Raw genomic sequence first — 18,697 nt, 5'->3', positions numbered from 1 at the left:
GAACCGGTTTTCCCCGATGCCTGAGCAGAATGAGGTTCGGGGAAGAAAACTTTTGACGAGACTTATAGCACACCCTTGGTGGAGGGAATGCTGCCCTGCGCCCGTGGGTCTGGTTCCACGGCCATACGGAGGGCGCGTGCTAACGCCTTGAACGCGGCTTCGGCAATATGGTGGCAGTTCTTGCCGGCTTTTTGTGTCAGATGCAGGGTCAGCATGCCGGACATGGCAAAGGCGCGGAAAAATTCTTCCACCAGTTCCGTATCCAGCTCACCAATACGGTCACGGTCAAACGTGGCGTCCCATGCCAGAAACGGGCGGCCGGAAAGGTCGACGACCGCTTCACACAGGGCTTCATCCAGCGGGACCAGCGCATGGCCAAACCGGCGCACGCCGCGCTTGTCACCCAGCGCCTGCCGCAGGGCCTGACCGATCGCAATGCCGGTATCTTCCACCGTATGGTGGCCATCAATATGCAGGTCACCTTTCACGATAACGGTCAGATCCAGCAGGCCATGCTTGGCCAGTGCTGTTAGCATATGGTCAAAAAAACCAATGCCCGTATCAATGTTGGCCTGTCCTGATCCATCCAGATCAAGAGTGACGGCAATATCGGTTTCGCTGGTAACGCGATGAAGGGTGGCTTGGCGTGCTGTGCTCATGGTGGGGTGCTTTATAACGGAAGACGCGCCCCGATACCATCAGGCACGGGGCGGGAAGTGGGAAAGATCGTCAGCTTTTCGGAACATTCCGGTCCAGTTCCGCAAGCCACAGGGTGGCATTGCCATCGGAGGGTGCGCGCCAGTCCCCGCGTGGGGAGAGGCTGCCGCCGGCCATCACCTTCGGACCGTTGGGCATGGCAGAGCGTTTGAACTGGCTGGTGCCAAAAAAGCGACGCAGGAAGATATGCAGCCAGTGGCGGATGATCGGCAGGTTATACGCCTTGCAGTCCTGCTCTAAAAAGCCGGGAGGCCAGTTGCCAACGGACGCATCGCGCCAGACCTGTTCAGCCATGAAGGCAATGCGGGAGGGGGTAAAGCCGTAGCGCAGCACGTAGAATAAGGTGAAGTCATGCAGCGCATAGGGGCCGATAATGTCTTCCGTGCTTTGCGATCCGTTTGCTCCCACAGGCACCAGTTCCGGTGAAATTTCGGTAGCCAGAATTGTTGAGAGCAGGGGTGTCACGTCTGGCGAGAAATGGCCGGAGGCAATAGCCCAGCGGATAATGTGCTGGATCAGCGTTTTGGGCAGACCGGCATTGACGTTGTAATGCGCCATCTGGTCCCCCACGCCGTAGGTGCACCAGCCCAGAGCCAGCTCGGACAAATCTCCCGTACCAATCACCATCCCCTGATGCTGGTTGGCCAGACGGAACAGGAAGTCCGTCCGCAGGCCTGCCTGCACGTTCTCAAAGGTAATGTCATGCACCGGTTCGCCCTGCGCAAACGGATGTTTGATTTCGCGCAGCATGAGCGAGGCTGCGGGGCGGATGTCCAGCACTTCATTGCCGGTGCCGAGGCCCGCCATCAGGGCCTGTGCGCTGGCCAGCGTTTTCTCCGTCGTACCAAAGCCGGGCATGGTGTAGCCCAGCACAGCGCTACGGGGCCAGCCCAGTTCGTCCGCTGCCCGCACGGCCACCAGCAGCGCCTGAGTGGAGTCCAGCCCGCCGGAAATACCGATGACCATCCGTTTGACGCCACTGGTGCGGAGCCGCTGCTTGAGGGCGGAGACCTGAATGGTAAAGGCCTCAAAACAATCCTGCGCCAGTCGGTCCGGGTCATTGGGCACAAAGGGGAAGCGGGAAAGTGGGCGGCGCAGGCCTATGTCTGCCATAGGGGGAGTGAGTGTGCAGCGGATGCGCCGCCATGCGGGAGCATGGGTCTGCATGGCGCGGGCGTTGGCGGCAAATGTGCCCATGCGCAGGCGTTCCTGCCGGAGCAGGGTGAGGTCAATATCCGCGACCACATGCTGAGAGCCGGAGGGGAAGCGTTCGCTCTGGGCCAGCACCTCACCATTTTCAAAAATGGTGATCTGTCCGTCCCACGCGACATCGTTGGTGGATTCGCCTTCTCCGGCGGCTGCATAAATATAAGCTGCCACACAGCGGGCGGACTGCGCACGGCACAGCAGGGTACGGGTTTCGGCTTTGCCCACCGTAATGTCACTGGCGGAGGGGTTGGCCAGAATGGTGGCGCCTGCGAGGGCGGCCAGTGTGCCGGGGGGTGCAGGCACCCAGAGATCTTCACACAGTTCGAGCCCAAGGCAGAAGCCGGGCACGTCTTCTGCTTCAAACAGCAGATCGGTCCCGAATGGGATATCGGCACCGTTCAGCCGTAGCGTCTGGCCCTGTATGGCTACCCCGGGAGTGAAATGCCGGGCTTCATAAAACTCGCGATAGTTGGGTAGGTAGCTTTTGGGGACTATGCCCATTACCGTGCCCCGGTGGATGACGACGGCGCAATTATAAAGAGCGTTATCATGCCGGAGGGGCGCGCCCACCACCAAAATGGGCAGCAGATCGGCAGATGCCGCGACCAGATTTGCAATCGCCTGCTCGACGCAGTTGAGCAGGGCTTCCTGCTGGCGGAGGTCATCAATAGCGTAGCCTGACAACCCCAGTTCCGGAAACACGCACAGCACGGCGCCATCCTGCCCGCAGGTCTGGGCGGCTTCCAGCGTGCGTTGTGCGTTCGTGGCCGGGTCCGCCAGCGCAACGGGGACTGTGCAGGCCGCAACACGGGCAAAGCCCTGATGATACAGCGCGTGAAATGCGGAAGCCGACAACGCGTTCCATCCTTTATCCTGATGGGAAAGAGAGCTCAGCCCATGATTGCAGAGAAGTGGACCCGCGCCAACACAAGGACTTTTCGGGCTTCCAGCGCACTTCGCGCTGAGGGTGGGAGAGGCCGTTCAAAATAAACGAAAAAAATATAAAAAACCCTCTTGCGCGTTTTGTCGAACCCCCTTAGAAGGAGGCCATCCGATGCGGGCGTAGCTCAGGGGTAGAGCACAACCTTGCCAAGGTTGGGGTCGTGGGTTCGAATCCCATCGCCCGCTCCAAATTTTCTAGAAAATTTGAGTGGTATGCATCAAGGTCGCGCAAGCGGCCTTTTTTGCGTTTTGGACCCTGGCGATTCTGAAATGCGAGAAGCCTGAAGCTTTGTTTCACCTACACGACTGAGCAGAAAAAAGCTGTGGCACCACAAGGGGTGCCACAGGAAAAACGATGTTTTCAGCTAAGGGTTTACGAAACCTGTTCGCGATCTTTAGCGGCTTTTTGCACCAGTTTGATCCAGTCATGCCGGCTTTCAACAAGTTCCACCACGCGCTGCTTATGGGCATCCTGTTCAGTCACGCTGCTGGTCATGGAGGTACGATGTACCCGGTATTCGGCCAGAATTTCCGGAACATGCGTGCCCTGTAAGCCAAGTTCCGCACAAGAACACCACAGGTCATAATCCTCCCAGCCCATGGCGGAGCGGCTGACATAATAGCCTCCTGCAGCAGCCCAGGCCCATTTTGCAACAAGCGCCATGGCATCAATATAGTTGCCGGCGACTAACTGCATGGGGTGATAGGGTTTGTCGCCCAACACCTTATGGCGGGTTGGCTCCCCAAACTGTTCCAGAATGGGGTAGGCGTAGGCTGTCATCTCGTTTGTTGCGGACAGCAGAGATGCGCAGGCGTCCGGCAACAGGCGGTTATCGGCGTCCAGCGGCAGGAAGAAGGGAGTTTCCGCATGTGTCACGCCACAGTTGCGTGCGCCACCGAGTCCGGCATTCACTGTTGTTTTCAGCAGAATGAGACGGTTAAAGCGGCCGCTATGCTGCGTCATCCAGGCGGTAATCAGAGCAATCGAGTCGTCTGAGGAGCCGTCATCTACCACGACCAGATCCAGCGCATCTATGGTCTGTGCCCGAACGGAGTCCAGTGCCTCCAGAATGAAGGTTTCATAATTATAAGAGGTGATGATTACGGTAACAGCCGCTTCGTCCATTCTATCCTGATGGAACAGGACCTCATGCGGAGGGACATCCGGCAGACCTTTGCCGCGATAAGCGCCGCGGGCGATCTGAATTTCGGAGGCGCGGGCTGCGGCCTGCTTGCCGCCGAGTCCCTCAAGAATGCTGTCAAATACCAGCGCCTGACGTTGCGGGCCAAAATACCAGAGAGACCCATGATAGGCCGCGTCCGCCATGCGGCGACGCAAGTCCGGGTTCTCCACAAGAGTGCGCAGGGCGGTTTCCCACTCTTCCGGTGTATCCGCCAGAAAGCCGCTGACACCTTCCACAATGCACTGACGGAACGGTGTGGTGGGGGACACAATGGAGGGAACACCCGCCAGAGCGGCCTCAAAAAATTTCAGTTCACTTTTGGCGTTACAGAAGAGCGATCCGGTTTCCAGCGGCGCGATGGAAATATCAAACCGGGCCGTCTCTTCCGGCAGGTCGGGCAGGGGAACCATATCCCGCCATTCAATCTGGTCCGCTACGGGGGCCAGCTCCGGGAACTCATTCATGAGCAGGACGGGGCGGTGATTGCCCGGCTCCCGGAACAGAACGAGGCGGAGGTCGGCGCGCTCCAGCATCAGCTTCGCCAGAATTCCGGCAACGCGGGCAAAATCACGCTGATGCGTGCGCGAGCCTGTGGCGTAACCAATACGGACAAGACCATCTGACCCAACCCAATGCTTTTTACGCATGGCCATCCGGCTGCGGCGCAGAGAGTCTGCATCAAAGGTATTGGGTACAGTATAGGTCAGGGGTTTGTTGATGCGCATGAGTCCTGCAAGGGTATCGGTGGGGGCTATGCACAGATCAGAGCGCATCATAGTGCGACGCATTTCTGTGAAAACAGTCTCAATACGCTGCTCGGTTGCACCAATACTGCGGATGCCATCAATAATATCAAACCGTGCCAGATGCGGCAGGAACGTGATGTCATCGGTATCAAAAATGATATCAGCCCCGTTTTCCCGCGCCAGTTGCAGCAGAATATCGACATGGCCGCTGAACTCCACGCGCCAGAGAATGACGGTATCCGCCCAGCTCAGATCATCCGGAGTGACATCTGCACAGGGTTTCCAGAGGGCCTCATGCCCAGCCCGCACACAGGCGGCCGCATTCCGAATGCAACGATACTGCACGCCGGGGGACTCCGGCTCACCGGCTACAAACAGTACTTTGCGGCGTGGACTGCGCAGTGTGGCAGGCGGAGATAAGAGCGTGTTGTCAGCCTGTGTTTGTGGGAGAGATTTACCCAAGTCCACTATCAGAGCGTTGGCCAAAGCTGGTGGTTCGGGCTGGTCCGGCACCACAGGAGCGGGGATAACAATGTCTGGCTCTTTGATTACGGGTGGGGTCGGGAGGTCCGGCACAAAAGGAGCCATGGACCCACGGACCATCGTACGGGCCAGAGAACGGAGGAAGCCAGCAGGAGTGGAAAGGAAATTACGCAGGGCATTCAGCCCTTCTGCACGGCTCATGACATCCTGTGAGAATGCCGCCCAGGATTCTGCGTTCTGATGAAGATGAGACAGCACCTGAGACAGGGACTCCCCGAGAGTTCTGTTAGCCTCGGTGAGCCTGAGAGCATGTTTGTGCCAGAAGGTGCCATACGCATGTAAAGTGCTGTTTTCAGCTATCAAACGGTTTTTTTTAGCAGTCAGATTAGTATTGATAGAAGTCTTTTCTTGTTTTGTATTTAGAAACAAGATCCGCTCTTGGCGCAGCTCTTCTTGAAGGCGGTGTGTTTTTTCAGTCTGCGCTGCCAGTAAAGCTTTGTTTTCCCAGAACTGTCCTGCCTGACTAAACCGTTCCCGAAAAAGTGTTTTTTTCAGTAAATCCTCTTCTGAGTTATTAGGGCTTTTTGTTAAAATAAAATCGACATCAGTGTTTTGCGTAGGGGCTTTTGCGAGCACTCCCAGGCCGCCCGTATGGAAAAAACTGAAAGTTAGGAATGTTTTTTCAAACTCTCCCCATATCGGGTGCCCTGCGGGAGAAGCTGTATTTTCAAATAGAACCAGACTGCCTGCGGGAAGCTTGTCCAGTTCAGATTTTAAGTGTTCGGGCGTATGCCATAAGGGGGACGCATAATAGTAAAGCGTGGAGTCGGCGCTCTTTTCCAATAAAAAAAGCCGCGTTTCGACAAGCCGGGTCGGAAGAATCTGGTTGTGAATCGTTTGTTTCAAAGTGTCCCTTACGGAACGACTCGCTCCGATAAGAACCAGAGTTTTCGGAGACAGCACACAAAGCAGCCAGATGATAAAAGGCAGATGCCCGCAGCCTGCAGTGTCTCCATCCGCCAGCACAATCTGTGTAAAAAATGGCTCAGACTCTGCTGAGCACAGAGACATGACAGAGGAGACGGGCTTGCGGAGCGGTGATCTTGATAAAGATGCAGGCATGGGGAAGAAAAATGTCCTGATTTCAAAGCAAGAGACTATTTTGCCGGGAACGGTCTATTTGACAATCTGAAAGCTCATTTTTCTCAATTTAGTACTAATTAGGATAGCATTAAGTTAAATATCATGCATTGGGTACCTGATCTTAAGTGTCTCTTTTTAGAAGCACTTGCAAAAAAAAGCGTTGAACATTGAGAATACTCAGAAGATGCTTGCATATTCGTATGGGCTTCGCCTAAAACGAAGCCTGACGTTGTTGTGCCGCTGTATGGGTGTGACCCGATCGTGCCTAATAAAGCGGGCTTAGAAAAGGACGGATAAATATGGCGATTATCACCGTTGCGGGTGCGTCAGGAGGGACCGTACAGGTCACTGTTGATGGTGCTCTGAACACTGCGTTCGTAGGCCGGACACAGGGTCTTGCGGACCAGCTTTCTGACCAGTTGAATAATCAGGGTATCCTTGATGCCCGTTATTTGAACTCTGGCTTAAACAGCAAAGCCACTGGTTCCAGCAACCAGTCCGGTTATGGCGTTGTTACTGCAGCTGGCTCCTATCAGGTCTCCGGCGATTTCCGCTGGCTGACGGTTGGGTCCAACTCTGCCACGACCGCTCCGAGCACCGCTCTGGATGCATGGGTCAATATCGATGCCAGCAAAGTGACGACAGATTATCTGAGCGTCGTCGCAGGCACCACGCAGGGCGTATCTTTCCGCGCTGGTTCTCAGAGCGGTCTGTTCGTCGGTGGTTCCGGTGATAACCTGTTCCAGGGGAACTATCTGGATCAGGCTCCGGGCGCATGGGACATCCGCACAGGTGACGGCAACGACACCATCAACGGCGGCAATGGTAACGACACCATTTATGCTGGTGCCGGTAACAACACCATCACTCTGGGCACGGGCGTGAACTATGTTCACTCTGACGGTCAGGATACGATCACTGCAACAGATGGTGTGCAGAGCATCACGCTGAACGGTGGTAACTCCTTCGTTAACGTGGGCGAAAACTCCCTGGTGGTTGACGCTGCCGGTAACGAACAGATCACGGTTGGTGGTGCAAGCACCGTAACCGGTGGGTCTAACGACTACATCAACATGGCTGGTGCAACCGGCACTGTTGAAGGTGGTCAGCTGAACACCATTTCCGCAGCGCACGGTGACCTCTACACCACGCACACGGATTCAGCACTGATCAACGTAAGCGGCGCGCTGACCTTCGTTGGTGGCACGGGTGACACGACCATTACGGCCGGTCAGGCAACCATCTTTGGTTCCAACAACCTGAACGCCCACTTTGACGGTACGTCTGCCGACTCTCTGTTCGTGGCGAACGACGGTAACGAAACGCTGGACGGTGCATCTTCTGCATTCGGTATCCATGCTTTCGGTAACGTTGTCGGCACGACGGGCACACAGACGTTCATCGGTGGTTCTGCTTCCGATACGCTGGTTGCTGGTGTTGGTAACGCCACCCTGACGGGTGGTTCTGGTGCAGCAAACGTGTTCGGCTTCCGCGACGGGATTGCTGGCGCTGACTACACCATCACCGACTTCGGTAGCGCTGCTGGCAACTCTGTGCTGCTGGTTGACTACGACTACACGGCGTCTCAGTTCCAGCAGGATGTGCTGGACAAAGCAGCCCATAACGGCAGCAACACGACGATCACGCTGGCTGATAACAGCAAGATCACCTTTGTTGATGTGTCTGACCTGACGACGAACCAGTTCGGCGGTCTGAAGTAAAATTCAGCTAAAGACGGTTTGAACGTTAAGGAAACCGGGCCGAAAGGCCCGGTTTTCTTTTGGGAAAAATCTTTGTAAAATTTTTCAATTCTTTGTCTTTCTGAAAGAGTGCTGCCTGTGAGTGATTTGACTGACGATTCAGAAAAAATCAGACAGGTTCTGACACAGGCAGAGGCATTGTCCGCCAGCTATCGCGCCAGTGCCCGTATTCAGGGGATGCGCGTTGATGGCCTGACTCATGAAGCAGCCAGTCTGCGCCACATGCTGGATACCCAGCGCCGTACACTGTCTTGGCGGGTTACGGCCCCTTTGCGTGTTGTCCGGCATTTGATGAAGGGGCAACTGCCAACAGGGCAAAAAATTCCTGCTCTCTGTCAGCGTGTCAAAGATATCTATCAGGATGAAGGGCTGCACGGCGTCACGCAGCGTATTCAGACGCGCCTGCCGGATACCGGGATAGGGCGGGCAATGGCCCGGTATACGCCCAACCGTCAGAAACCTTCGTCTCCTCCCGCTTCCGCAGAGCAAACGCAGCAGGATCAAAGCGTACAACCACCGTCCATGACTGCGACGGAGCGACAAAAAGCGCTTGAGAGCGTGTATGCAAAACCGCTTGGCTCCGAGGCGTTGAGTCAGCTTACCCCGCATATTCTGATTATTGCAGAACTCTCTTTGCGGCAGTGCGCGAAGTATCGCGTCTGGCAGAAAGAGGAACAGCTGCGGTCTTTAGGCTGGACCGTAGACGTGGTGGACTGGCGTGATACGGAGCAGGCACTGGCGGCTCTGCAAGTTTGCACTGAGGTGATTTTCTATCGGGTTCCAGCCTTTGAATCCGTTGAAATTCTTCTTCATGAGACCCGAAGGCTCGGCCTGTCCCCCTGGTGGGAAGTGGATGACCTGATTTTCTCCGCTGAGCTGTATCAGGAGAATGGCAACCTTCAGACGCTGGATACAGCTGAGCAGAAGCAATTGCTTTTTGGTGTCCGGTTGTTCAGGAAGTGCCTGTTGTCCTGCGATCGCGCCATTGCATCCACCCGTGTGCTGGCGCAGGCCATGCTGGATGCTGGCATTGCTTCGGCTGTGGTGATTGAGAACGCGCTGGACCAGCAAACGATAGAGATTGCGCAAAATCTGGCAGAACGCGGTGTGCCTGCTCATGATACCACGCAGGAAATCCGGATTGTCTATGGGTCTGGCACTAAAACGCATGATGCGGATTTTCGGATGGCGGCTAATGGTATTCTTGCCGCTATGCAGGCAGACTCACGCTTAACCCTGCATATTATTGGTGATCTGACGCTTCCTGACAGTTTTCTGGCTGTAAAGAATCGGGTTCAGACCCTTGCCGGGCGTGATTATGCGGCGTATCTGGCGCTTCTGGCGCAAGCCGATATTACAATAGCGCCGCTTGAACCCACCATTTTCAATGATGCTAAAAGTAATATCAAATTTCTTGAAGCCGCTATTCTGAAAATCCCCTCTGTCTGCTCTCCGCGAGATGCGTTTATGCAGGTCATGCGGGATGGTGAAAATGGGCTTCTGGCTGAGCAGGATGAGCAGTGGCGGGATGCCATTCTTCGTCTGGCGGCAGATACTGCGTTAAGAGCGCAGCTTGGTCAGCGGGCTTATGAGGATGTGCTGGCCCGATACAGCCCCGACCAGATTGCGCACCAGCAGGTGTTGCCGGTCTTTAGGCGGCCTGTTGATGAACGCTCAAAAACAAACCTGCGCGTACTATGCGCCAACGTGTATTTCAGCCCGCGTTCCTTCGGGGGGGCAACGTTTGTGGCAGAGGAAATGGTGCGCAGGTTGCAGCGTCTGCCCGATGTGGAGGTTGCAGTGATGACCTCCCGCCCGGATCTTAAGGATCGGGGCAACGCGCCTCTTCGTTACAGTGTTGAGGGTTGCCCGGTTCTGGGTGTGCGTGTTCCGCCTGACCATGACCGGGTTGGTGGGCTGGATAATGCGACGGCAACCAGCCACTTCCGGAAATGGCTTGCCGCCATGAAACCGGATGTTGTGCACTTTCATGCAACCCAAGGGTTGGGGCTGGGTTTGTTGAGAGCCTGTATTGAAGCCGGTGTGCCTTATGTCGTGACAGTGCATGACGCGTGGTGGCTGTGTGACCGTCAGTTTATGGTGAAAGCCGACGGACACTATTGTTTTCAGGAGAAAATCAATCTGCGTGTGTGTCAGATGTGTGTGCCGGATGCGCGGCATCTGTCAGAGCGCGCGGTGATGATGCGCGCTGCGATGGAAGGGGCTGCGTTACTGCTTTCCCCCAGCGAGACGCACAGGCAGTTGTTTATTGCTAATGGCGTTCCCCCGGACCGCATTTTGGTGAATAGAAACGGGTTTGTCTGGCCCACACACGCCCGCACTCCGCGTAAACCCGGTAGCCCGCTGCGCTTTGGCTATGTTGGTGGCACAGAAGAAATCAAGGGTTACTCTCTGGTGCGGAGGGCCTTTCAGGCTCTGTCGGATGGTAACTGGGAGCTTCGGGTTGTTGATAACAAGATTAATCTCGGTATTCGTTCTGTTTATACAGAATCCTGGAAAGTAAAGGGCACTGTCACAACGGTTCCGGCATACATCCCTGAGACTATGGATGCGTTTTTTGATGGGATTGATGTGCTCCTCTTCCCGTCTCAGTGGAAAGAAAGCTACGGTTTGACTGTGCGCGAAGCGCTGGCGCGGGATGTGTGGGTGATCTCTACGGCTCCGGGCGGGCAGTCGGAAGATATTGTTGATGGCGTGAATGGCACGCTGATTGCCATAGATGGGCGACCGGACAGCTTACAGAAAGCCGTTGAGGCGCTGTTGGAAAATCCTGAGAGACTGACAGGCTACGTCAACCCGCTCAAACAGAACCTCGCCACTTTTGAAGAGCAGACGGCGGAGCTGGATGGCGTTTTGCGCGACGTAGTCGCCACAAAAACCGCTAACGCGCAGCGCCTCGCCGACGATCTTTCTGCCATTTCAGCCGATCCAGCTGGTTGATAAAGCCGTAAAGCGTCCGCCCTTTCCATGTGGGATGGATGGTGAGAGGGCGTGGTGGGTTCTGGCTCAGATAGGTATCAATCCATTGCGGGTTGAAACCGCTTTCTGCCGGGATCAGGGCGCGCCAGTCTGCAAGGTGCGGCACGCGGAACGGATTATCCCGTAAGACTTCCTGCTTGAGAAACGGCACAGTGCCGCTTTGCACCATATCCCGCCAGTGCGTGTGCATGGGGTTGGCCGGGAAAAAGCGAGCCATGGGGGCGTTCAGGTCACTCCACGCGGCATGGAGTGGAATGTTCGCAGCTTTCAGGGCGACGGACAGGCCGAGTTCACCGTGCCAGATGATTTCATCCCGCGACATCTCTTTAAAAGGGAGGTGGAGAACGCGCTGCACGGGGGCCGATTGGAATGCGGCTTGCGACAGTCCAATAAACCAGGATTGCAGATGTGGGGTTACGGCGCGTGAGGCAACCAGCCCCCACGCAGGGCGTTGGTTTGCGGCAAGCTTTTCTAAAAGAAGGGGCAGGGGTGTGAGCGGGCCAAAGACGCTGTCATTGGCAAAAAGAATGTAAGGGGCGTCCTTAGCAAGCTCTTTTTCCAGAAGAAATTGCCAGGCACCAAAGTCTAGTCCGCCATTTGGCCTCTTCCAGGCATGAATCCCGTGTGCAGCGCAGAAATTATTTGTGCTTTCATGAATAGTTTCTGTTCCGGAGAGAACAATGTGCAGAGTAATACCGCAGTTTAAGAGGTTTTTTAGGTAAAAGCGGGTGTGAAGAGGGAGGTTCCCATCAGGGACATAACAGGCAAACAGGCAGACTGTCCCTGCCGGCAAAGGGGCGGATGATGCCCTTTCAACCTGTTTTTTGGTGATGCCTGCGGGAAAAATCGAAACTGATTGCATTTTTAATTTGGTTTTTTCGGTGAAATATGACTATCAAGCCGCGAGTGTTGCTGGTTATAGTAGCCGAAGAATTGTTACTCACATAGTTCTGTCTGAAGGGGAGTTAAAGTCTCAATGAGCAAGGCCTTTATTGCTGCGGTGATCCAGGATTCGATCAACTGCACCGGCGTTGCCGCCAATCAGGCTGCCAACGACCTTCTGGATGCGATTGTAGAAGAATTGAAGCGGGAAGGTGGGTTTACCCTTCCGTCATTCGGAACATTTACAGTGCGCAAGACAAAGGCGCGTAAAGCCCTGAATCCGCGGACGGGTGAGCCTGTAAAAGTGAAGGCCGGTAAAACGGTGCGCTTTAAGGCCAGCCCCAATCTGAAAAAAGCGGTCTGAGTATTTTTTACTCAGCCTGATGCTTTTGAAAACAGTTCTAAGGCTCCCTTAGAACTGTTTTTTTTGGCTTTTTTTCAAGGGAAAAGGCTGCTCTTTTCCTGCTCATTAATCGGGTTTGATATCGCCCAGACGGTCAAGGTTCCGCAGGCCGGGGAAAAGCCCCATCCACAGAGCGGTAATGACCAAGGTGCCAATGCCGCCCACTACCACGGCGGGAACAGCCCCAATGGCGCTGGCCAGCATGCCACTTTCAAATTCCCCCAGCTGATTTGATGAGCCAATAAACAGCATGTTCACGGCAGAGACGCGCCCGCGCATCTCATCCGGCGTGCCAAGCTGGACCAAAGCACTCCGCACCATCACGCTGATAACGTCTGCCCCGCCAAGCACGGCTAGGGCTGCAATGGAAACCGGAATGGAGCGGGAGAAGCCAAAAACAATGGTGGCAATCCCGAAGATCATGACCGAGACAAACATCCACCGCCCCGCATGGCGGCCCAGCGGGTAACGGGCCAGAATGGTGGCCACCAGCAACGCGCCAATAGCAGGGGCCGCCCGCAGCAATCCGAGCCCCCACGGGCCTGCATGCAGGATATCCGTGGCAAAGAGCGGCAGCATGGCAGTGGCGCCGCCCAGCAGCACGGCAAACAGATCCAGCGAGAGCGCACCCAGCATAGTTGGCCTGCGGCGCAGGAAGGAAATGCCACCGAACACAGCCGCGAGTGTTGCGGGTTGCCGGGCACGGGCCGGGAAACGAAATTTCATGCTGGCGGTGGCCAGAGCCGCAATGGCAAAGCCTGCGGCACACAGCGCGTAACACACGCCAGCCCCTAGCCCATAAAGCAACCCACCCAGAGAGGGGCCTGCAATGGAGGCCACCTGAAACAGAGAGGAGGACAGCGCCGCCGCGCGCGGGAACAGGGACGCTGGCACAAGGGAGGGGAGAAAGGTCTGCTGAGCAGGCATTTCAAAAGCCCGGCAGATGCCAAACAGGGCCACCAGACCATAAATCATGCCGGGTGCAAGAAAATGCGCAAAGGACGCCAGCGCCATGAAGGCAGCGGCAAAGGCTTCGATGGCCTGACAGGTGATGACAATTCGCCGCCGGTCGTGCTGGTCCGCTGCGTGCCCTGCGGGGAAAATAAAGGCCACCATTGGCAGAAACTGCGCAAGCCCCACAAAGCCGAGTGCCGCAGCACTATGCGTAAGGGCATAAACCTGCCACCCGACAGCCACAGCCTGAACCTGAGAGGAAAACGCCCCAAGTGTGCGGGACGTAAGGGCCGCACCAAGACCGGGCTGGGACAAAAGAGGCGTGGCGGCTGCCGGATGATCTTCCATGAAACGAGTCATAACAGGCAGCACAGGCAAAGGCCTATCCCTGTGGGGACCGGTTTCTTTTAAATAATACGAGAGCTTTTAATGCTGTGATGGCTGGGGCGGGAGGATTCGAACCTCCGCATGGCGGAATCAAAATCCGCTGCCTTACCGCTTGGCTACGCCCCAAAAGTGCGGTTGGCTCTTATTAAGGCCAACCAGTAGGATTCGTAAAGAGTGAGAACGCGCTGTTTTGCGTCTCAGAGAGAATTTTCAGGCGTGTGGGGAGCGGACGGGGCATCCGGTTCTTCAAAATCCAGATCAGGCAGGCCGCCGTCGCTCAGTTCACTTTCCGCAGGAAACAGGCGGAAACCAGCGGCTTTGTTCAGAGCCTGATCGAGAGCAGCCATGGTGCTGCCCATGTCTTCGCTGTCGTCTTTTTCCCAGGCGCGCAGTGTGTGCGTCCAGATGGCGACCACCATATTGATGCGCACCAGTCCGCCCAGCCCGGCGACGTTGATTCCGGCGGCATCGGCCATCCAGCGCATACTTTCCAGAGTGGCACCACCCAGCAGCAGGGCAAGCGGCGGGTCCATCGGGAGGGCGCGCATCACGGCGCGAATCCCGCCCCGATACTGCTGAAAGACATCCAGACGGCGCATCAGCAGATCGAACAGGCGCTCACGCGAGGAACCAAAGGTGGTGTTATCGGCCAGAGCGGACTCGTCTGCCATACGGCCCAGCCGGAGCAGGAGGGAAGCGCGGCAGGGGAAGCGTTCGCGTGTCTGCGGGAAAGCAAGCCCCGCAGTCCGGGCGGAATCCAGCAGAGAGACAGACGCCCAGCCCCCGTGCTCTGCCTGTGTCATGGCAGCACTCAGAAGGGCGGCGTCAAAGTCATCATGGTCCATAAGAAGAAGCCTGTTCGTAGGAAATAGAGAGTAAGGCGGACTGTCTGGCCGCGTAAATCAGGTCGAAAGTTCTTTGGCCCGTCTCGCGGCTGCGGCCACGGCACGGGGCACGATGGCGGGCCATGCGTCTGGCGCCATGAAGACTTTCAGGGCTTCCGCCGTGGTGCCACCGGGGCTGGTCACGCGGCGGCGCAGCTCTTCGGCGTCCGCCGGAGACTGGTTGAGCAACGCGCCGGCGCCATAAATGGTCTTGCGTGCCAGTGTGCGGGCGGTTTCAGCCGGGAGGCCCTGTTCCACACCGGCTTTTTCCAGCAGTTCGGCTAGCAGGAAAATGTAGGCCGGTCCGCTGCCGGAAATGGCGGTGACGGAATCAATCAGTTCTTCGCGTTCAACCCAAACCGTATCGCCTACAGCCTGCAGCAGGGCATCACACTGCGCTTTCTGTGTATCGGTTGCGTGAGGAGGAGCATACAGACCGCTCATGCCTGCCCCGATGGCACAGGGCGTGTTGGGCATGGCCCGGATCATTACCGGCTGTGCCTGCGGGTTGCCCTGTTTGTAGCGTTCCGTCAGGCTTTCCACGGTGCGGCCCGCCATGACAGACAGCAGCGTAGCATTAGGGAAGCGTTGCGCCAGAGTTTCCAGCGCCGGGTCTGCCTTCTGGGGCTTAATGGCCAGAATAATGACATCCGGCTGAAAATCCGCCGGGACATCCTCCAGCGTAGCAGCCAGTTTATGGGGGGCGGGCAGCGTGCGGTCATGCCGGTCCAGCACGACGGAGGGTTTCAGGCCGTGGGCCAGCCAGCCTTCCAGCATGGAGCCACCCATCTGGCCACAGCCAACCAGCAGGACGGAGGGCAGGGGTGATGTATGAGTCGTCATTATGCTTCTCCCTGACAGTCCAGCATGGCAACGGCCAGAGCATCAGCCGGGCTTTGCCCGCCCCACAGGAAAAACTGAAAGGCCGGGTAGAAGCGTTCACACTCTGTCAGAGCGATGTCGATCATGTCTTCAAACACTTCGACAGAGATACTGGTACCACGCAGCAGCAGGGCATGCCGGAAGAGCAGAACACCGTCTTCCTGATCGAGACTGAAATGGCCAATCCACATCCGCTCATTGGCCATGCCGATCAGTTCATACAGCGTACGCTGCTGGGGCTGAGGAGCCTTGAGGTCAAAGGCGCAGGTAAAATGCATGGCCCCCAGTTCTGCCGACCAGGAGAAGAACATGCCGTAATCGCACCACTTGCCGGGGGCTTCCACGGCCATTTCGGTGGCGTTGCAGCGTTCAAAATTCCAGCCGTGTCCACAAATGACCTGTTCCATCAGATCCAGCGGATTAACGGGAGGAGAGGGGGTGTTTGTGCTTAACGCGGGCATGGCTCACTCTCGGCTGCAGGGTGATGCGGAAAAACGCTGCGCTCAGGGGGTGTGATGCGTGTGGCTGCCGTGGCTTTTCTGCTCCAGTGCGTCCACACGGGCTTCCAGTGCGGCCAGACGGCGTTCAGCTTCTTCCTGCCCGATGCGGGCACGGGCGGCGAGTTCACGCACCACTTCAAATTCTTCACGCCGGACAACCTGCAGGCTGGTCAGCACTTCATCCACGCGGCTGCGCACAATGGCGTTCAGCTCTTCTTTTGCGCCGGTCAGGGCGGACAGAGCACCGCCGGCTACACCAGCAAGATCATCAAAAAAACGCGGTTTGTCAGACATTGCTGGTTCTCCACTTAAACAGTTAAATCTTCTCCCTTAGGCTTATAGTCAGTCTGCGGGCATGAGGCTATCGCTTCTTTGGAAATGTCTGGACAGCGTTTGTCTGGCAGGTGCGCAGCCCACTCCCCGCCCTGTTGTCCATTGACCCTGCCTCAGTGCGTTCCCATTATCAGAATAAGATATTGAAACCATTATCAGGCCGGTCCGACCAGGAAGCGGTCTGCACAGTATGAGTGGAGAGACAGCTTTATGGACAACATGACGGCGGAGGCATTTCTCAAACCCCGCCTTGCAGCACTTGTGAGTGAGGCAGATAAAGCAGGATACAGTCAGGATGTGACGCTGGCCCTGCTGATCAGCCTGCTGGACACAATGAATTTTGGCACTGACCCCAATCCTCCTTCAGCGCAGGGAGGTGTGGCATGAGTGTGCGTGATCCTTATGAGGTTCTGGGGGTTTCCAAAACCGCCAGTCAGGATGACATCCGCAAGGCCTATCGTAACCTTGCCAAGAAATACCATCCTGACCTGAACCCCGGTGACAAAGTTGCCGAAGAACAGTTCAAGGCCATTGGGCAGGCGAATGATCTGCTGTCCGATACGGAAAAGCGGGCGCGGTTTGACCGGGGCGAAATTGATGCCTCCGGGCAGGAACGTCATCCCGGATTTGGCGGCGGCGGTGGCTACGGGGATTACGGGGCAGGCCCGGGCGGCTTCCGTTATGCCGGAGGGCAGGGCCACGCCTTTAGTGAGGAAGATCTGGGGGACCTGTTCAGCGGCATGTTCACAGGCCGTGGCCGGCGTTCTGCCGGACCGCGCAAAGGGGCTGACCGGTCTTATTCACTGAAGGTCAGTTTTCTGGACTCGGTCACGGGTGGAAAATCCCGCATCACGCTGCCGGAAGGGGCAACGCTGGATGTGCGTATTCCGCCGGGGATTGAAGATGGTCAGACCCTGCGTCTGCGTGGCAAAGGTGGCCCCGGTGTGCAGGGCGGCCCGGATGGGGATGCGCTGATTACCGTGAATGTTCAGCCAGACTCCACCTATACGCGTGATGGGTTTGACCTGACCGAAACCCTGCCGGTGGACCTGAAAACAGCCGTAATGGGAGGCCCCATTACGGTCCCGACCCCGACGGGCCCTGTTAAGATGAACGTGCCGCCGCAGTCTGATAGTGGCACCAAGTTGCGGTTGCGGGGGAAAGGCGTGCAGGCGCATGGCTCGCGTGAAGCCGGGAATCTTTACGTGACGCTGCAAATCAAGATCGGGAAGCCAGATGCCGCGCTGGAAGACTTCCTGAAAAACTGGACGCCTGAGAGCGCGTCTTAAAGCGCAGTGGCTACCTGTGCCTGACCCGCATGTGAGCGGACAGGCACAGGAGCGCGCCCTGTTTGGGGGCGCTGTTTTTTTTAGTTATTCCGATACAGCGGCAGGTCCAGCTTATGGGTGCCTTCGCCTGTAATCTGAAGCTGGGCGCTATTTTCTGAAACAAGTTTGAACGTCACGGTCAGATCATCCTGCTTCCCGGTCCATGCTGTGCCGGACGCGCGGGAGAGGCTGAAGTGATCTTGCCCGACAATTTTCTTCAGGGATTCCGGCAGCGTGACGAGCAGGCGCTCCGCGGGACCGGCAGCCTTGTTCGCGGCAACCGTAATCGGGTCCATCGCCATAATGGCCCACTGCCCCACAAAAACAGAAGTCTCGTAATGCGCCTGTGTGGTTGGGGCCTGCACGGAGGGCTTTGCGGCCTGTGCGGGGAGCGGCAGGGCAAAGGCCAGACCGAGCGGGATGAGGGCAGAGGCAAAAAGCGGCTTCATGGCGGGCACTCCTGAAAACAGATCTTTTCATGTGCCTGTCTGCAGGCTTTCCGTCCACCCCGCGCGGGGAATGTGATCGGGTTTATTTGAGAGCCAGACTTGACGAAGAGCGCCTTGAGACCCAGATAAGTAGGGGTTACAAATCTGCATTGCAAAAACGGAAGGGGTTTCGCCATGTCAGGAACAGATTCATCACATGATGCGTCCGTGATCTCACAGACGCATACCCCCGATACAGGCCTGCAGCCAGAGCAGGATGTTGTGGGACCGGAAGCTCATGCCGTGATGGCAGACCCCGTTCTGCCCGTCACACCGGCTCCTGTACCGTCTGCCCCTCCGTCGCCGGAAGGGGTTGCCGTCAAGGAAGTCTTCCAGATGGTTGGGGCGATGGTGTTCGTGTTCTGCTTTGCAGCCCTTGGCTTTAACGCCATGTATCACGCGGGTTATTAAAGGTAGGCTAAGCGTCAGGGCAGAAAGTGTGAGCTTTATGGGCCTGCCAGATAGATTTTCC

General features: G+C 56.7%; 17 protein-coding genes and 2 tRNA genes. 8 read left to right on the top strand and 11 right to left on the bottom strand.

Annotated features, from left to right (window positions below):
• Positions 1-62: 62 nt before the first annotated feature.
• Together hisB and AD930_RS01190 are read right to left on the bottom strand one after the other, a co-directional pair.
• Positions 63-659 carry an imidazoleglycerol-phosphate dehydratase HisB gene (gene hisB / locus AD930_RS01195; RefSeq protein ID WP_043550343.1) on the bottom strand — a complete coding sequence of 199 codons (597 nt, stop codon included), beginning with the start codon at positions 657-659 and terminating at the stop codon, positions 63-65.
• 70 nt (positions 660-729) lie between these two features.
• A complete protein-coding gene (locus tag AD930_RS01190; RefSeq protein WP_061504818.1) occupies positions 730-2,781 on the bottom strand; it encodes an NAD(+) synthase in 2,052 nt (683 codons plus the stop codon).
• 201 nt (positions 2,782-2,982) lie between these two features.
• Between AD930_RS01190 and AD930_RS01185 the strand changes: the two genes are divergently transcribed.
• A tRNA-Gly gene (locus AD930_RS01185) sits at positions 2,983-3,057 on the top strand.
• A gap of 184 nt (positions 3,058-3,241) precedes the next feature.
• Here the strand turns inward: AD930_RS01185 and AD930_RS01180 are convergent.
• On the bottom strand, positions 3,242-5,482 hold the full coding sequence (locus AD930_RS01180) for a glycosyltransferase (protein WP_244150451.1): 2,241 nt from the start codon (positions 5,480-5,482) through the stop codon (positions 3,242-3,244).
• 868 nt (positions 5,483-6,350) lie between these two features.
• Here AD930_RS01180 and AD930_RS18405 point away from each other — a divergent pair.
• The 3 genes from AD930_RS18405 to AD930_RS01170 all read left to right on the top strand — a co-directional run bounded on the left by AD930_RS18405 (position 6,351) and on the right by AD930_RS01170 (position 11,145).
• Positions 6,351-6,473: a hypothetical protein gene (locus AD930_RS18405; protein WP_264820915.1), complete on the top strand. Its 123-nt coding sequence runs from the start codon at positions 6,351-6,353 to the stop codon at positions 6,471-6,473.
• Between the two features lie 250 nt (positions 6,474-6,723).
• The gene (locus AD930_RS01175) at positions 6,724-8,145 is read left to right on the top strand and encodes a beta strand repeat-containing protein (RefSeq protein ID WP_061504816.1); all 1,422 of its coding nucleotides are present in this window, start codon (positions 6,724-6,726) and stop codon (positions 8,143-8,145) included.
• Positions 8,146-8,361: 216 nt separating this feature from the next.
• Complete coding sequence (locus AD930_RS01170) at positions 8,362-11,145, top strand: glycosyltransferase (protein ID WP_373320447.1); 2,784 nt, start codon at positions 8,362-8,364, stop codon at positions 11,143-11,145.
• Here the strand turns inward: AD930_RS01170 and AD930_RS18225 are convergent.
• On the bottom strand, positions 11,087-11,506 hold the full coding sequence (locus AD930_RS18225) for a hypothetical protein (RefSeq protein ID WP_244150449.1): 420 nt from the start codon (positions 11,504-11,506) through the stop codon (positions 11,087-11,089). The two genes, AD930_RS01170 and AD930_RS18225, sit on opposite strands and share 59 nt — an antisense overlap.
• Before the next feature lie 654 nt (positions 11,507-12,160).
• On the opposite strand from AD930_RS18225, the gene AD930_RS01160 reads away from it, so the two are divergent.
• Positions 12,161-12,430 carry an HU family DNA-binding protein gene (locus tag AD930_RS01160; RefSeq protein WP_025826565.1) on the top strand — a complete coding sequence of 90 codons (270 nt, stop codon included), beginning with the start codon at positions 12,161-12,163 and terminating at the stop codon, positions 12,428-12,430.
• 105 nt (positions 12,431-12,535) lie between these two features.
• Here the strand turns inward: AD930_RS01160 and AD930_RS01155 are convergent, their stop codons facing one another.
• From AD930_RS01155 to AD930_RS01130, 6 genes are all read right to left on the bottom strand, one after another.
• Positions 12,536-13,783, bottom strand: coding sequence for an MFS transporter (locus AD930_RS01155; RefSeq protein ID WP_061504833.1), 1,248 nt, complete (start codon positions 13,781-13,783; stop codon positions 12,536-12,538).
• Positions 13,784-13,861: 78 nt separating this feature from the next.
• A tRNA-Gln gene (locus AD930_RS01150) sits at positions 13,862-13,936 on the bottom strand.
• 71 nt (positions 13,937-14,007) lie between these two features.
• Positions 14,008-14,655: a hypothetical protein gene (locus AD930_RS01145; protein ID WP_061499173.1), complete on the bottom strand. Its 648-nt coding sequence runs from the start codon at positions 14,653-14,655 to the stop codon at positions 14,008-14,010.
• A 57-nt stretch (positions 14,656-14,712) separates the two neighbouring features.
• Positions 14,713-15,537, bottom strand: coding sequence for a pyrroline-5-carboxylate reductase (proC, locus tag AD930_RS01140; RefSeq protein WP_061504814.1), 825 nt, complete (start codon positions 15,535-15,537; stop codon positions 14,713-14,715).
• Positions 15,537-16,037: a type III secretion system chaperone family protein gene (locus AD930_RS01135; RefSeq protein ID WP_043550336.1), complete on the bottom strand. Its 501-nt coding sequence runs from the start codon at positions 16,035-16,037 to the stop codon at positions 15,537-15,539. The genes proC and AD930_RS01135 overlap by 1 nt, the downstream gene beginning before the upstream one ends.
• Positions 16,038-16,079: 42 nt before the next feature.
• A complete protein-coding gene (locus AD930_RS01130; RefSeq protein ID WP_061504813.1) occupies positions 16,080-16,370 on the bottom strand; it encodes an accessory factor UbiK family protein in 291 nt (96 codons plus the stop codon).
• Between the two features lie 249 nt (positions 16,371-16,619).
• Here AD930_RS01130 and AD930_RS18035 point away from each other — a divergent pair, with 249 nt between their 5' ends.
• Positions 16,620-16,796 carry a hypothetical protein gene (locus AD930_RS18035; RefSeq protein ID WP_167375124.1) on the top strand — a complete coding sequence of 59 codons (177 nt, stop codon included), beginning with the start codon at positions 16,620-16,622 and terminating at the stop codon, positions 16,794-16,796.
• Complete coding sequence (locus tag AD930_RS01125) at positions 16,793-17,698, top strand: DnaJ C-terminal domain-containing protein (RefSeq protein WP_061504812.1); 906 nt, start codon at positions 16,793-16,795, stop codon at positions 17,696-17,698. The genes AD930_RS18035 and AD930_RS01125 overlap by 4 nt, the downstream gene beginning before the upstream one ends.
• Positions 17,699-17,778: 80 nt before the next feature.
• Here AD930_RS01125 and AD930_RS01120 read toward each other — a convergent pair whose 3' ends face one another.
• Positions 17,779-18,186: a hypothetical protein gene (locus AD930_RS01120; RefSeq protein ID WP_061491068.1), complete on the bottom strand. Its 408-nt coding sequence runs from the start codon at positions 18,184-18,186 to the stop codon at positions 17,779-17,781.
• Between the two features lie 174 nt (positions 18,187-18,360).
• Here AD930_RS01120 and AD930_RS01115 point away from each other — a divergent pair, with 174 nt between their 5' ends.
• Positions 18,361-18,636, top strand: a complete 276-nt coding sequence (locus AD930_RS01115) for a hypothetical protein (protein ID WP_061504811.1) — start codon at positions 18,361-18,363, stop codon at positions 18,634-18,636.
• Positions 18,637-18,697: the final 61 nt, after the last annotated feature.

It is taken from the genome of Acetobacter malorum (genome assembly GCF_001580615.1).
Lineage (GTDB): Bacteria > Pseudomonadota > Alphaproteobacteria > Acetobacterales > Acetobacteraceae > Acetobacter > Acetobacter malorum.
The sequence above is the reverse complement of the archived record's forward strand: the minus strand, read 5'-3'. Positions and strand labels throughout refer to the sequence as shown.

What these genes read in the sequence shown, in the direction of transcription:
- hisB (WP_043550343.1), bottom strand. Translation starts at nt 659, where the DNA reads ATGAGCACAGCACGCCAAGCCACCCTTCATCGCGTTACCAGCGAAACC.
- AD930_RS01180 (WP_244150451.1), bottom strand. Translation starts at nt 5,482, where the DNA reads ATGAGCCGTGCAGAAGGGCTGAATGCCCTGCGTAATTTCCTTTCCACT.
- AD930_RS18405 (WP_264820915.1), top strand. Translation starts at nt 6,351, where the DNA reads ATGACAGAGGAGACGGGCTTGCGGAGCGGTGATCTTGATAAAGATGCA.
- AD930_RS01175 (WP_061504816.1), top strand. Translation starts at nt 6,724, where the DNA reads ATGGCGATTATCACCGTTGCGGGTGCGTCAGGAGGGACCGTACAGGTC.
- AD930_RS01170 (WP_373320447.1), top strand. Translation starts at nt 8,362, where the DNA reads ATGCGCGTTGATGGCCTGACTCATGAAGCAGCCAGTCTGCGCCACATG.
- AD930_RS18225 (WP_244150449.1), bottom strand. Translation starts at nt 11,506, where the DNA reads ATGTCGCGGGATGAAATCATCTGGCACGGTGAACTCGGCCTGTCCGTC.
- AD930_RS01160 (WP_025826565.1), top strand. Translation starts at nt 12,161, where the DNA reads ATGAGCAAGGCCTTTATTGCTGCGGTGATCCAGGATTCGATCAACTGC.
- AD930_RS01155 (WP_061504833.1), bottom strand. Translation starts at nt 13,783, where the DNA reads ATGACTCGTTTCATGGAAGATCATCCGGCAGCCGCCACGCCTCTTTTG.
- AD930_RS01145 (WP_061499173.1), bottom strand. Translation starts at nt 14,655, where the DNA reads ATGGACCATGATGACTTTGACGCCGCCCTTCTGAGTGCTGCCATGACA.
- proC (WP_061504814.1), bottom strand. Translation starts at nt 15,537, where the DNA reads ATGACGACTCATACATCACCCCTGCCCTCCGTCCTGCTGGTTGGCTGT.
- AD930_RS01135 (WP_043550336.1), bottom strand. Translation starts at nt 16,037, where the DNA reads ATGCCCGCGTTAAGCACAAACACCCCCTCTCCTCCCGTTAATCCGCTG.
- AD930_RS01130 (WP_061504813.1), bottom strand. Translation starts at nt 16,370, where the DNA reads ATGTCTGACAAACCGCGTTTTTTTGATGATCTTGCTGGTGTAGCCGGC.
- AD930_RS18035 (WP_167375124.1), top strand. Translation starts at nt 16,620, where the DNA reads ATGGACAACATGACGGCGGAGGCATTTCTCAAACCCCGCCTTGCAGCA.
- AD930_RS01125 (WP_061504812.1), top strand. Translation starts at nt 16,793, where the DNA reads ATGAGTGTGCGTGATCCTTATGAGGTTCTGGGGGTTTCCAAAACCGCC.
- AD930_RS01120 (WP_061491068.1), bottom strand. Translation starts at nt 18,186, where the DNA reads ATGAAGCCGCTTTTTGCCTCTGCCCTCATCCCGCTCGGTCTGGCCTTT.
- AD930_RS01115 (WP_061504811.1), top strand. Translation starts at nt 18,361, where the DNA reads ATGTCAGGAACAGATTCATCACATGATGCGTCCGTGATCTCACAGACG.